General features: G+C 63.8%; 10 protein-coding genes. 3 read left to right on the forward strand and 7 right to left on the reverse strand.

The window, feature by feature from the left end:
* Nucleotides 1–26: 26 nt before the first annotated feature.
* The 5 genes from CK226_RS02305 to CK226_RS02325 all read right to left on the reverse strand — a co-directional run bounded on the left by CK226_RS02305 (nt 27) and on the right by CK226_RS02325 (nt 7662).
* A complete protein-coding gene (locus CK226_RS02305) occupies nt 27–2474 on the reverse strand; it encodes an FAD-dependent oxidoreductase (RefSeq protein WP_095790905.1) in 2448 nt (815 codons plus the stop codon).
* Entirely contained in the window at nt 2471–3652 is a 1182-nt protein-coding gene (locus tag CK226_RS02310; RefSeq protein WP_095790906.1) for a pyridoxal phosphate-dependent aminotransferase, read from the reverse strand. Before CK226_RS02310 ends, CK226_RS02305 begins: the two co-directional genes overlap by 4 nt.
* Complete coding sequence (locus CK226_RS02315) at nt 3652–4551, reverse strand: homocysteine S-methyltransferase family protein (RefSeq protein WP_095790907.1); 900 nt, start codon at nt 4549–4551, stop codon at nt 3652–3654. Before CK226_RS02315 ends, CK226_RS02310 begins: the two co-directional genes overlap by 1 nt.
* Nucleotides 4548–7001 carry an FAD-dependent oxidoreductase gene (locus CK226_RS02320; RefSeq protein ID WP_095790908.1) on the reverse strand — a complete coding sequence of 818 codons (2454 nt, stop codon included), beginning with the start codon at nt 6999–7001 and terminating at the stop codon, nt 4548–4550. Before CK226_RS02320 ends, CK226_RS02315 begins: the two co-directional genes overlap by 4 nt.
* 97 nt (nt 7002–7098) lie before the next feature.
* On the reverse strand, nt 7099–7662 hold the full coding sequence (locus CK226_RS02325; protein ID WP_095772976.1) for an XRE family transcriptional regulator: 564 nt from the start codon (nt 7660–7662) through the stop codon (nt 7099–7101).
* A gap of 204 nt (nt 7663–7866) precedes the next feature.
* On the opposite strand from CK226_RS02325, the gene CK226_RS02330 reads away from it, so the two are divergent.
* Entirely contained in the window at nt 7867–8571 is a 705-nt protein-coding gene (locus tag CK226_RS02330) for a nitroreductase (protein ID WP_179296433.1), read from the forward strand.
* 35 nt (nt 8572–8606) lie between these two features.
* On the opposite strand, the gene CK226_RS02335 is transcribed toward CK226_RS02330, so the two are convergent.
* On the reverse strand, nt 8607–10049 hold the full coding sequence (locus CK226_RS02335) for an MFS transporter (RefSeq protein WP_095790909.1): 1443 nt from the start codon (nt 10047–10049) through the stop codon (nt 8607–8609).
* Nucleotides 10050–10214: 165 nt separating this feature from the next.
* Nucleotides 10215–11120: a LysR family transcriptional regulator gene (locus tag CK226_RS02340; RefSeq protein WP_245437628.1), complete on the reverse strand. Its 906-nt coding sequence runs from the start codon at nt 11118–11120 to the stop codon at nt 10215–10217.
* Nucleotides 11121–11197: 77 nt separating this feature from the next.
* Here CK226_RS02340 and CK226_RS02345 point away from each other — a divergent pair, with 77 nt between their 5' ends.
* Together CK226_RS02345 and CK226_RS02350 are read left to right on the forward strand one after the other, a co-directional pair.
* A complete protein-coding gene (locus tag CK226_RS02345; protein ID WP_095790910.1) occupies nt 11198–11710 on the forward strand; it encodes a DMT family transporter in 513 nt (170 codons plus the stop codon).
* A complete protein-coding gene (locus CK226_RS02350) occupies nt 11707–12117 on the forward strand; it encodes a VOC family protein (protein WP_095772973.1) in 411 nt (136 codons plus the stop codon). The genes CK226_RS02345 and CK226_RS02350 overlap by 4 nt, the downstream gene beginning before the upstream one ends.
* The last annotated feature ends 11 nt before the right edge of the window (nt 12118–12128 follow it).

The following is a 12128-nucleotide window of genomic DNA, read 5'->3' on the forward strand; positions in this document are numbered from 1 at the left end:
CACAAGGGGAGAAGGACAGGACTGCGCTACATCCTCGTCCTTTCCGCCTTTGGGTCATACATCGGCTTCAGCGAGGCCTCCGCTGCGAACCGCTCGCCGGCGATCTCAATCTCAAAGGTCGAGGCCAGCACATCCGCCTCGCTCTCGCCCTGGCACGGCACATAGCCGAGCCCAATCGCACCGCCGAGATAATGGCCGTAATTGCCCGAGGTGATCGGGCCGACGATCTTGCCGTCGCGCAGGATGGCTTCGTTGTGGAAGAGCAGCGGCTGCGGGTCGTTCAGCCGGAACTGGACCAGCCGGCGGTTCAATCCGGCTTCCTTCTTCTTCAGCACCGCATCGCGGCCGAGAAAATCGCCCTTTGCGGTCTTCACCGCGAAGCCGAGGCCGGCTTCCAGCACATTGTCCTCGTCGGTGATGTCGTGGCCGAAATGCCGAAAGGCCTTTTCGATGCGGCAGGAATCCAGCGTGTGCAGGCCGCAGAGTTTCAGACCGACATCCGCACCCGCCTCGTCGATCGCCTCGAAGACATGGGCGGCCTGGTCGGTCGAGACATAGAGCTCCCAGCCGAGTTCGCCGACATAGGTGACGCGGTGGGCGCGGGCCAGTCCCATGCCGATCTCGATCTCCTGAAACGTGCCGAACGGATTGTTCTCGTTGGAGAAATCGTTGGGGCTGACTTTCTGGATCAGCTTTCGCGCATCCGGACCCATCAGGCAGAGCACGCTTTCGGCCGCCGTGACATCGGTGATGACCACGAACTCCTCGCCGACATGCCGGCGCAGCCAGGCCAGATCGCGCTGTAGCGTGGCGCCTGGAACGACGAGGAAGTAGGCCGTATCCGAGAGCCTGGACACGGTGAGGTCGCTCTCGATGCCGCCGCGCTGGTTGAGCATCTGGGTGTAGACGATCTTGCCCGGCGCCACATCCATATCGTTGGCGCACAGCCTCTGCAGGAAGGCACAGGCATCGCGGCCCTCGATACGGATCTTGCCGAACGAGGTCATGTCGAACAGGCCGACCTTGTTGCGGACCGCCAGATGCTCGTCGCGCTGGTTGTCGAACCAGTTCTGCCGCTTCCAGGAATAGCGGTATTCGCGCTCCTGTCCCTCGCGGGCGAACCAGTTGGCTCGCTCCCAGCCGGCGACCTCGCCAAACACGGCGCCGCGCGCCTTCAGTTGCTCATGCAGGGGCGAGCGGCGCACACCGCGCGATGTCACCATCTGCCGATAGGGGAAATGGTCGGCGTAGAGCAGGCCGAGCGTTTCGGAGACGCGCTGCCTGAGATAGCGGCGGTTCTTCTGGAACGGCTGGGCGCGGCGGATGTCGACCTCCCATAGGTCGAAGGGCGCTTCGCCATCGTTGATCCACTGCGCCAGCGCCATGCCGGCGCCACCGGAGGAGACGATGCCGATCGAATTGTAGCCGGTCGCCATCCAGTAGCCTCGCAATTCCGGCGCCTCGCCGAGATAATAGCGGTCGTCAGGCGTGAAACTTTCGGGGCCGTTGAAGAAGGTGTGAATGCCGGCGGTGGCCAGCATCGGCATGCGGTTGACACCCATTTCGAGGATCGGCTCGAAATGGTCCATATCCTCGGGCAATTGGTCGAAGCAGAAATCCTCGCGGATGCCGTCCAGGCCCCAGGGTTTTGCCACCGGCTCGAAGGCGCCGAGCATCATCTTGCCGGCGTCTTCCTTGTAGTAGGCGCACTCATCCGGAACGCGCAGCACCGGCAGGCGGGAGAGGCCGGGGATCGGCTCGGTGACGAGATAGAAATGCTCGCAGGCGTGCAGCGGAATGGTGACGCCGTTCTGGGCACCGAGTTCGCGGGCCCACATGCCGGCGCAATTGACGACGATGTCGGCTTCGATCATGCCTTGTTCGTCACCCTGCGCCCACGACACGCCGGTAACGCGGCCATTCCTGGTGTGGACTTTGGTGACCTTCACATTCTCGACGATGGTGGCGCCGCGCTGGCGTGCGCCCTTGGCCAGGGCCATGGCGATGTTGGCGGGGTCGCACTGGCCATCGAGCGGCAGATGCACGGCGCCGACGACGTCCGAAACATTGAGATGTGGATACATCTGCTCGACTTCATTCGGCGAAATCTCGCGCACGTCAACGTCGAAGGCGCGCGCCAGCGATGCCTGCCGGTAGATCTCGTGCTTGCGCTCCTCGGTCAGCGCAACGGTGATCGAGCCGACCTGGCGCATGCCGGTGCCGACCTCTGTCTCGGCTTCCAGCTTGACGTAGAGGTCGGCCGAATATTTCGCCAGCCGCGTCATGTTCTGCGAACCGCGCAACTGGCCGATCAGACCGGCGGCGTGCCAGGTCGTGCCCGAGGTCAGTTGCTTGCGTTCCAGGAGCACGATGTCGGTCCAGCCGAGCTTGGCCAGGTGATAGGCGACAGAACAGCCGGAAACCCCGCCGCCGATGATCACCGCGCGGGCCTTGGCAGGGACGGTCTTGGTCATGCGGCCTCGCGGCGATAGGTGGAAGCAAAACGGCGCAGCCGAGCGGCCGCTTCCTGCAGTACGGCCTCGGGCTGGCAGAGGCTGATGCGGATGTGGCCGGCGGCGGCTTTGCCGAAGCTGGAGCCGGGCATCACGCCGACCTTCTCCTGGTCGAGAAGGGCCCAGGCGAATTTTTCGTCGTCGGGTTCGACATCGGATATGTCGAGCATGACATACATGCCGCCTTCGGAACCGTGCACGCTGACATTGTTCATGCCGCGCACGGCATCCAGCAGGACGGTCCGGCGCGCCGCGTAGCGCTCGGCGATCTCCTTGACGCCGTAACGGTTCTCAAGCGCCTCGGCGCAGGCGATCGAGATGAAGGCCGGCAGGCCGTAGGTCGTCACTAGATTGAGGTTGATGAGCAGCGTGATCATATCCTGCGGACCGGTCAGCCAGCCCATGCGCCAGCCGGTCATGCCATGGCTCTTGGACATGGAATTGATGACCAGCGTGCGCTCGGCCATACCGGGCAGTGAGCGTGGCGAGACATGCTCGCCGCCGCCCAGCGTCCAGTAGACCTCGTCAGACAAAAGCCAGAGATCGTGCTCCCTGCAGATTTGCGCCAGCTGTTCCAGCCGCTCGCGCGAATAGACCGCACCCGTCGGATTGTTCGGCGTGTTGATCAGGATGGCGCGCGTGTTGGGCTTGAGGGCCGCGCGGATCATGTCGGCGCGGGGTTGAAACCCATCCTCGGCCGGCGTCTCGACGACGGTGAAACTGGCGCCGGCGGCGCTGAACGTATTGGGATAGGTGGCATAATAGGGTGCCACCACGATGGCGTGGTCGCCCTGGTCGAGAACGGCCTGCACGGCCGCATAAAGGGCGGCCTGGCCGCCCGGCGTGGCGATGACTTGATCAGGCGTCGTCTCGACGCCGGTGCAGGCGCTGGAGGCGGCCGCCATGGCCTGGCGCAGGCGCGGCAGGCCGGGAAGCGGGGTATAGTGGTGGTTGCTGCCGCGAACCGCGGTCACGCAGGCCTCGATCGTTTGCGAAGGCGTGTCGAAGTCGTGGTCGCCGACCGACAGCATGATGATGTCTTCGCCGGCTTCCTTGCGGGTCCAGGCGGCGAAATGAACCTCCCAGCCATCCTTGCCCGAAGGCACGATGCCGGAAATGCGAGACGATGGTCTGGGCATCACTGAACTCCCGATATCTGGTAGCCGGCCCGTTCGAGCCGGCCGCGCAGTGCGGCGATATGGGCGGGGCCGACTTCGCAGCAGCCGCCGACGATGTCGGCACCTGCCTGCACCCAGCCGATCGCTTGCTCGGCATAGGCGTCTGGGCCGAGGTCGTGGCGGGCGTGCAGCACATCGACGGTACCGCCATGCTTCAGCGCCTCGGTGGAAGTGAAGCCATTGGCATAGGCGCCGACCGGGCCGCCGAGGTCGATCAGTTCAGGCAAGGCGGCGGCGATCGCTTCCGGCCGGCAGCAGTTGAGCAGCCGCGCCGCTATCGGCATGCCATCGAGCGCGTTTGCCGCGGCGGCTATTGTTTCACCGCTGCGCAGTCGCGGCGCGCCGTGATCGGCGAGCGTCCACGACACCCAGACCGGCTTGCCGCTTTCCGATGCCGCGGTGACAGCCGCGCGCGCCTCATCGGCAGAGGCCATGGTTTCGCAGAGGAACAGATCGACGCCGTCGGCCTGCTCCGCGACGATGCGGCGGTAGATGTCGAGCGTCTCCTGGTAGGAAATGGTCAGCGCCGGGGCGTAGCTGCCGAAAAGCGGCGACAGACAGCCGGCGATCGCTGCCTCGCCGGCTTCATCACAGGCCTGCCTGGCCAATTCGATGCCGCGCTTCTGCAACGGCTTGAACAGGTCCTCGGCCCCCTCGCGCGCCAGGCGTTCAGGTGTCGCCGAATAGGTGTTGATGGTGATGACGCGCGCGCCGGCGCGGATGAATTCGGCATGCAGGTCGCGCACCAGATCGGGTTCGTCGATCAGGACCCTGGCCGACCACAACGGCGTCGGCTCGGATTTGCTTCGCCGGACCAGTTCCTGGCCCATGCCGCCATCGGTGAGGATGACATTCTTCATGCGCGCAGCCTCTCGTTCCTGGGATCCCAGAGCGGCTCGTCCTTCTGCACGACCGCCTGGAAACGATCGCCGAAGATTTCGACCTCGACGGAGGTGCCGGCCTCGGTCAAATCCATCCGCAGCATGCCGAGCGCGATCGACTTGTCGATGCGATGGCCCCAGCCGCCTGACGTGGTCTCGCCGACAATCTGGCCGCCATGCCACAGCGTCGACATGTAGGGCGCGTCGCAATCGCCTGGGTTTTCGACGACCAGCATGACGAAGCGCTTCTTCACGCCTTGCTGCTTCTCGTTCTGCAGCGCTGCCTTGCCCCGGAAATCGGGCTTCTCCCATTTGACGAAGCGCTCGAGCCCGCCCTGCAGGATGGAATAGTCGGTCGACAGATCACCCTTCCAGGTGCGGTAGCCTTTTTCAAGCCTGAGCGAATCCAGCGCGTACATGCCGAAGGGTTTCAGCCCGTGCTTCTGCCCGGCCGCCCAGATGGCGTCGAAGATGGTGGCGGTGTCGCCGGTCTTGGTGTGGATTTCCCAGCCGAGTTCGCCGGCGAAGGAGACGCGAACGAGCTTGGCCCAGCGGCCTGCTATCTCCGTTTCCTGATGTGTCAGCCACGGCAGAGTGAGATCGGCGTCGCAGACATCGGCCAGGATTTTCCGCGAATTGGGGCCGGCCAGGATCTGGGTGGAATAGTCCTCGGTCCGGTCGGTCAGGGTGAAGGCCGCATCCCCTGGCATGCGCGACTTCAGCCATTCGAAATCATGCCATTGCGCGACCGCCGCGGTGATCAGCGTCATCTGGTCCTCGCCGTGGCGAACGACCGACATTTCGGTGACGATGCGGCCCTTGTCGTCGGCGAAATAGACAAGGCCGATGCGGCCGGGCTTCGGCACCAGGCCGGTGACCTGCAGGCTCAGCCATTCGGCGGCGCCGGGGCCCTCGAGGTTGAAGCGCGAGAAGCCGGGCAGATCGAGGATGCCGGCGGCGTCGCGCACTGCCAGGCATTCTTCGCGCACGCGCTGTTGCCAGGGTCCGTCGCGACGGAAGGTCAGTGTTGCCTCCTCGGAAATGTCGTCGCCGGGTTGCGCGTACCAGGTGGCGCGTTCCCAGCCATTATAGGTGTCGAAGCGACCGCCAAGTGCCTTCGTGCGGTCGTGGATCGGCGACAGCTTGCGGTCTCGCCCTTCCGGCCAGGCATGGCGCGGGAACTGGATGGCGTATTCATTGCCGTAGATTTCCATGCCCTTGGCGATGCAATAGTCCGGCGCCGAGGCAAAGGACGTAAAGCGGCGCGGATCGCAGGACCACATATCCCATTCGGTCTGGCCCTGGGTGACCCATTCGGCCAGCACCTTGCCGGCGCCGCCGCCCTGGGCGATGCCGAAGGTGAAGACGCAGGCCTCGAAGGCGTTGGGCACACCGGGCATGGGGCCGATCAACGGATTGCCGTCCGGCGCATAGGGGATCGGTCCGTTGATGACCTTGGACAAGCCGGCCGTGCCCAGGATCGGCACGCGGGCGACGGCGTCTGCCAGATAATGTTCCAGCCGGTCGAGATCGTCGGGGAAGAGCTGGAACGAAAAATCCTCCGGCATCGGATCGTTGTGATCAGCCCAGTGCGCACGGCAATTGCGCTCATAGGGGCCGAGATTCATGCCGGCCTTTTCCTGGCGCAGATAGTAGGACGTATCGACATCGCGCAGCAGCGGCAGTTTCTTGCCCTGTTCCTTCGACCACGCGGCGAGTTCGGGGATTTCCTCAAACAATATGTACTGATGGCTCATCACCATCATCGGCACTTCGCGACCGAACATCCGGCCGACTTCGGCGGCACGGTAACCGGCGGCGTTGACAACGATCTCGCAGCGGATCTCGCCCTGCGGTGTGGCCACCACCCATTCGTCCTTCTCGCGGCGCACGCCGGTGACGGGACAGAAGCGGATGATTTTCGCACCCAGGTCGCGCGCGCCCTTGGCCAGCGCCTGGGTCAATTGCGCCGGGTCGATGTCGCCGTCGCTCGGGTCATAGAGCGCGCCCTTCAGGTCGTGCGTCTCGATGAAGGGGTAACGGCCCTTGATCTCGTCGACGCCGACCACGTCGATATCCATGCCCTGATAGCGGCCCATGCCCTTGGCGCGCTGGAATTCCTGCATGCGCTCTTTCGTATGGGCAAGGCGCAGCGAGCCGGTGACGTGGTAATTCATGGGATAGTCGACCGCGTCGGCCAGCCCGCGGTAAAGCTCGGTCGAATAGCGCTGCATGTTCATCAGCGACCAGGACGAGGAGAAGGTCGGCACATTACCGGCTGCATGCCAGGTCGAGCCCGATGTCAGCTCGTTCTTTTCCAGGAGCACGCAGTCGGTCCAGCCCGCCTTGGCGAGATGATAGAGCGAGGAGGTACCGACGACGCCACCTCCGATGATCACCACGCGCGCCGTGCTCGGCAAACCCGCCATCTTCTTCTCCCAGAAATGAAGCGCGTTGCGCTTCCTTTTTTGTTGTGATGCATGTCGTTATCCCAAAACCGCTGCACAGTTTTGGGCGACATGCATGTCAATAAACCGGCGGCGAAACCACCCAGATGACAACCGCCGGCTCGGTGCCTGGATTGCGCCAGCGATAGGGCTTGCCTTCGAAGCGGAAGGAATCGCCTTCGCCGAGCCGGTGCCAGACGCCCGCAATCTCGATCTCGAAAATACCCGAGGCGAGATATCCGGCTTCCTCGGTCGGCCGCAGCTGCTCGGTCTTCATCTCCGCGCCCGGCGCGAAGATCGAGCGCACCATCTCGAAGCTACCACCGAGATCGGGCGACAGGAGTTCTTCCACCAGGCCGGATTCGCTGGTACCAAGCGTGCGGCGCCTGCCGGCGCGCACCACCACGCCGCGCTCGCTTTCGACCGGCACGTCATGGCTGAAGAACAGGCTGATCGGCACACCGAACAGTTCGGCGAACGCCCTGAGGTCGCTGAGCGACGGCGTCGACAGGCCGCGTTCGACCTGGCTGACCCAGCCGACCGAACGGCCAAGCTTCAGGGCGATTTCGGCGAGCGTCAGCCCGCGTGCCCGGCGCAGCGCCCTGATATCGCCGGCCAGCACACGTTCGTCAGGTCCCTGCAATGTTCGTGCGGTAGGAGACGCCAAAACGCTCACTTCATGAAAAATTCAATCCGAATTTCATGAGAAATCAAGCTCATGAAAAAATCAAGTAGATTTTCACCAATGCTCAAGATTTGCTTGCAGGATTTTGACGGTTCATGCAAAGGCTCCGCCGCAAGCGGCGAGTGGGGACGTCCGATCGACGCAATGGCTAAGGGACGGCCCATGTTGGAAAAGAAGGCTCGAATAGCGGATGAGGCCGAGATCGTCGACGAGGCGATCGTGTCGCGCCGTTCGGTGCGCGCATTTCTGCCCGACATGGTCGACGACAACACCATTCGCGACATTCTGGCGGTTGCGGCACGCGCGCCGTCCGGCACCAACATGCAGCCATGGCGGGTCTACGTCACCAAGGGCGAGACCAAGCAGCGTATATCTGACGCCGTTCTGAATTCCGGTATCCGCGCCGAAAAGGCCGACTGGGACGAGTATCGCTACTATCCCACCCAGTTCTTCGAACCTTATCTGACGCGGCGACGCGCCAACGGTTTCGGCCTTTACGGCGCGCTCGGCATCGGCCGCCGCGAGGTCGACAGGATGCGTGCCCAGCACGACCGCAACTTCGTCTTCTTCGACGCGCCGGTGGGCATGATCTTCACCATCGACCGCCGGCTCAACCAGGGTTCGTGGATCGACTACGGCATGTTCCTGCAGAACATCATGGTCGCTGCGCGGGGCAGGGGCCTGCACACCTGCCCGCAGGCCGCCTTCGCGCCCTATCATCGGCAGATCCGGCCGGTGCTCAACATTCCCGACGAGGAGATCGTCGTCTGCGGCATGGCGCTCGGCTATGAGGACACCTCCAAGCCGGAAAACGCCTTCCGCACCGACCGCGTGCCGCTGGAAGAGTGGGTGTCGTTCAGCGAATAGAGCGGTCGCCGAAGGAAATCGGCGGCGTATGGTGGCTATTCCGTATTCATCTGCATGCCATGTCCGCTGACATGGGCGCCGTCCCGCGGTGTCAGCTTGAGATAGGCAAACAGCGCGCAGAGCGTGATGATGCCCTCGATCGCGAACAGGATCCGGAAGTCATTGGTCACGGCAGGTCCGCCGCCGGCCAGGAACGATAGCATGGCCGCCGCCAGGCCGACGCTGACCGCCACCGCGAGCTGCCAGAGGATGTAGTAGAGCGCGCTGAAGCGGGCGAGCTGGTCGGGGGCTATGTCGGAATAGGCGAGGTTGCCGGTCGAGGCCCATTGGACGGACCGAAAAACGCCGAAAGCAAAGATATAGCCAAGCACGATCCACACCGGCGTCGTCGCCTGCATCAAGGCAAAGCCGGCGACCATGGCGGCAACGACAGGCGTGTTGAAGACCAGGACAAGGCGGAAGCCGAACCGGTTGAGGACGCGCGGCATGAAGAAACGCATGATCACCGAGCCGAGCGCGGCAACGAAGGTCAGCGATCCCGCCTGCACCGCGCTCATGCCGAAGCCGAGCTGGAACATCAGCGGCAGCAGGAAGGCGACGGAGCTCAGCCCGATCGTGTCCAGCCCGCCGCCGGTGAGGAAGGAGATGCGGAAGGTGCGGATGCGCAGGAGCTTGAGGTCGAGCAAGGGATTGGGCACGCGCAGGCAGTAGAGCGAGGCAACCGACAGGATGATGACCGCCAGCGCCAGTTCGCCGGCAATCATGCCGCCGGCGGCGTCCTTGGCAGCAAGCGAGTCCATGCCGAACACCAGCAGGATCATGCCGCTGCCGACCAGCAGGAAGCCTGGAAAATCGAACCGCGTGCGAACGGGCTTGGTCACCGTCGGGAACAGCGAGGCGGCAAGGACCGCCGCCGCCAGCGCGAACGGGACGTTGATGAAGAAGATCCAGCGCCAGGAAATGTAGGTGGTCAGCGCGCCGCCGACGAGCGGCCCGACCAGCGGTCCCGTCTGGCTGGCGACCGAGATATACATGTTGATCTTCAGCGTCCGGTTGCGCGGAAAGCTCGACAGGATGACGACCTGGCCGAGCGTGCCCATCAGCGCCCCGCCAAATCCCTGCAGCGCGCGGGCGCCGACCAGTGTCCAGATGTTATCAGACAGGCCGCAGAATGCCGAGGAGGTGGCGAACACCAGCAAGGCAAAGCAGTAGACGTTGCGCAGGCCGAAGCGGTCGGCCGCCCAGCCGCCGAGCGGCATCGAGATGATCAGGCTGGCGACATAGACGGTGATCAGCAAACCGAGCTGGCTCGGCGGGCGGGCGAGGCTTTCGCCAATACCGGGCAGCGCCGTCACCACGACATTCTGGTCGAGGCTGGTCATGAACACACCGCAAGCGACCGTCAGCGGCAGCAGGAGCAAGGCTCGGGCCGACACATCGGCGCGATCCGTGGCGCCGGCGGATAGTTCTGCGGTCATGGGAATGTTCGAACCAAACGAATGTGCCGAGCCTGAGACGGGATTTTTATCCCTTGGGCCGATCTGGCGGCCACGTTTTCCACCATGGCCGCCCACTGTGCGATTCTCTAGCGGCAGAACCGGCCGGCATTGAGGCCAGAAGCGATGTCGCGCCGCTCAGCCCGCTCAACCGTCAAGCAGATGCTGAAGCTGCGACCGCAGCCATTGGTGCGCCGGGTCGCCGTCGCGTCGCTTGTGCCAGATCTGCGTGAACTGAAAGGCCGGGATTTCGAAAGGCGGGGCGAACACGCAAATCCGATTGTCCGGCGCCGGAAGTATCCGGCTGGCGATGGTAAGAACCAGGTCGGTGCCGGCGATCAGGTGTGGCCCGACGCCCCAATGCGGGATGATGAGGCAGAGCCGCCGCTTGCGGCCCAATCCGGCCAGGGCCTTGTCGACCTCGCTCTGGCGCTCGGGCCGCAAATCGACCAGCGCGTGCGGCCGCTTGAGATAAGTCGCCAGATCCATCGTCTTTCTGCCGCCAAGACTTGCCGCATCGGCGAGACAGGCAAAACGCTCGTCGAACAAGCGATGCGAGCGCACGGATCGATCCAGGTCGGGAAAGACGCCAAAGGCCAGATCGATCTCGCCGTCGACGATTTGCGAAACCATGACCTCGCGGCTCGCCTGGCTGACCATGAGATCGACCTGCGGTGCCTGCGCCCGCATGAGCGGCAGCAGGGCCGGCAGGATGACCGCCGCGCCATAGTCCGACATGGCGAGCCGAAACGTTCGGCGCTCCGTTGCCGGGTCGAAGCCAGCCGGCGCCAGAAGGTGCCGCATGCGGTCGAGTGCCTCGGTGAGCGCCGGGCTGATTTCCATGGCGCGCGCCGTCGGCTCGAGGCCCCCTTGCCGCCTGACCAGCAGCGGGTCATCGAGAAGGTGACGCAGCCTGGCGAGCGCATGGCTGACAGCGGGCTGACTCTTGTTCAAGCGGATTGCCGCCCGCGAAACGTGGCGTTCGGCCAGCAAGGCCTCCAGTACGACGAGCAGGTTCAGATCGATAGCGGCGAGATTATTCATTTCATGCATACTATGTGTACGACAATCGAATTTCCATATGTGGACCTGATGATGTAGTCGGCCATGATCGATATGGAGACAATCTCATGGCCAGCACCTTTTCCTTTCTGATCGCCGCCCTGCTGGCAGGGACCGCCGTTCCCTTCCAGGCTGGGGCGAACGCCATGCTCGGCCGCCTGCTCGGTCACCCGCTCTGGGCAACCTTCGTTTCTCTGGGTGTGAGCGCCGTGTTGATCGTCCCGGTCATGATAGGCTTCAAGCTGCCCGTTCCCGCCGTCGGGATGGCAGTCAAAGGTCCGTGGTGGATCTGGATCGGCGGTGCGGCAGGCGTGGCCCACATCACTGCCGCATTGCTTCTGGCACCGAAGCTCGGTGCCGCGAGCTTCATCGTTGCCGTGATTGCAGGCCAGATGGCCGCGTCATTGGTCATCGATCATTTCGCCTTGATGAGCTTTGCCCATCGGCCAGTGACCGTCGCTCGTTTCGCCGGACTTGCGCTGATCATTGGCGGGCTCGTGGTGACGCAATGGGCAAGCACGATTGCGCCACGGGCAAGCCAACTCGACTTCAATCCGGACCAAAAAGGAGACAGCAAATGAAACCTCAGCTCGTCCTGCGAGTGGCGCGGCCGACCAACGATCTGGCGGCGGTCATCCGTTTCTACCGGGATGGTCTCGGCCTTCAGGAGCTGTTTCGCTTCAGCGATCACGATGGCTTCGACGGCGTCATGCTCGGGCAGCCCGGCGACGCCTATCATTTCGAATTTACCCACGCCCATGGTCATGAAGCGGGCAGGGCGCCCACAGCAGACAATCTGGTTGTCTTCTACATGCCGGATCGTGACGCCTGGGAGGCGGCCATCCAGCGCATGAAGGACCATGGCTACGCCGCGGTGCCGTCCTTCAATCCCTTTTGGGACAGGCAAGGCATCACCTTCGAGGATTGCGACGGCTATCGTGTTGTCCTGCAGAACACCGACTGGCACGCCGTCGCGCAGCAATCCTAGCCGGCACCGGA

The sequence above is a fragment of the Mesorhizobium sp. WSM4311 genome (assembly GCF_002295115.1).
Classification (GTDB): Bacteria; Pseudomonadota; Alphaproteobacteria; order Rhizobiales; family Rhizobiaceae; genus Mesorhizobium.

Bases quoted from the DNA above. Each gene is read 5' to 3' on its own strand.
- CK226_RS02350 (WP_095772973.1), top strand. From the start codon at position 11,707: ATGAAACCTCAGCTCGTCCTGCGAGTGGCGCGGCCGACCAACGATCTG.
- CK226_RS02335 (WP_095790909.1), bottom strand. From the start codon at position 10,049: ATGACCGCAGAACTATCCGCCGGCGCCACGGATCGCGCCGATGTGTCG.
- CK226_RS02305 (WP_095790905.1), bottom strand. From the start codon at position 2,474: ATGACCAAGACCGTCCCTGCCAAGGCCCGCGCGGTGATCATCGGCGGC.
- CK226_RS02320 (WP_095790908.1), bottom strand. From the start codon at position 7,001: ATGGCGGGTTTGCCGAGCACGGCGCGCGTGGTGATCATCGGAGGTGGC.
- CK226_RS02330 (WP_179296433.1), top strand. From the start codon at position 7,867: ATGTTGGAAAAGAAGGCTCGAATAGCGGATGAGGCCGAGATCGTCGAC.
- CK226_RS02340 (WP_245437628.1), bottom strand. From the start codon at position 11,120: ATGCATGAAATGAATAATCTCGCCGCTATCGATCTGAACCTGCTCGTC.
- CK226_RS02315 (WP_095790907.1), bottom strand. From the start codon at position 4,551: ATGAAGAATGTCATCCTCACCGATGGCGGCATGGGCCAGGAACTGGTC.
- CK226_RS02310 (WP_095790906.1), bottom strand. From the start codon at position 3,652: ATGCCCAGACCATCGTCTCGCATTTCCGGCATCGTGCCTTCGGGCAAG.
- CK226_RS02345 (WP_095790910.1), top strand. From the start codon at position 11,198: ATGGCCAGCACCTTTTCCTTTCTGATCGCCGCCCTGCTGGCAGGGACC.